This is a genomic window from Vibrio sp. YT-19(2023) (assembly GCF_033337395.1).
This window is the reverse complement of the sequence record NZ_JAWOQN010000830.1, coordinates 1-583: the sequence shown is the minus strand read 5'-3', so window position 1 is coordinate 583 and position 583 is coordinate 1. Positions and strand designations below refer to the sequence as shown.

The window sequence follows — 583 nt, the reverse complement described above, 5'->3', positions numbered from 1 at the left end:
TGGTGTATCAGACTCAAAGTCTCTTCGCAGTAAATTGTCGGCAACATTCGTCATAGCAGCCACATCCTTGCTGTATTTAAACCCTTTACCATTACGTGCCCTGATACCTTTTTCCTTCATGATATCAGCCACATAATTCACGCAGCAGGCATAGCCTGCTTCGTTGAGCTCTTCGGCTATTCGCACTGAGCCGTAACGTGCCCGATATTGGGCAAAGGTACACATGACGAGCTGTTCAAAGCGCTCTCGCCGCTTTGAACGCTCACTCGGCGTATGATGACACCACTTGTAGTAACCACCTCGACTCACTTCTAAAGTACGACACATTAAGCTAATCGAGTACTCGCCGGTATAGCTTTCAATGAACTCGTACTTCACTCTTGCTGCTTCGCGAAGTACGCCGAGACCTTTTTTAGGAATTCCATTTCATCTTTGAGTCGCTTGTTCTCGCGCCTTAGCGCTCGAAGCTCTTCGGACTCTTTCTTCGAATAATCGACACCATCTAAGGTGTTAAACTGTTTATCAGATAGGCGTGTGAACTGGCGCTTCCAGTTCCGGATCTGCTGGGCACTGATGCCCAGCT

The 583-nt window shown here is 48.0% G+C and carries 2 protein-coding genes; both read right to left on the bottom strand.

From position 1 onward, the window contains the following. The coding region (locus R7E78_RS28705; RefSeq protein ID WP_318058956.1) for an IS3 family transposase at positions 1-378 on the bottom strand (378 nt) is incomplete at its 3' end. Continuing rightward, positions 375-583: transposase (locus R7E78_RS28700; RefSeq protein WP_411913784.1), on the bottom strand; the 209-nt coding region annotated here is incomplete at its 5' end. The genes R7E78_RS28705 and R7E78_RS28700, both read right to left, overlap by 4 nt.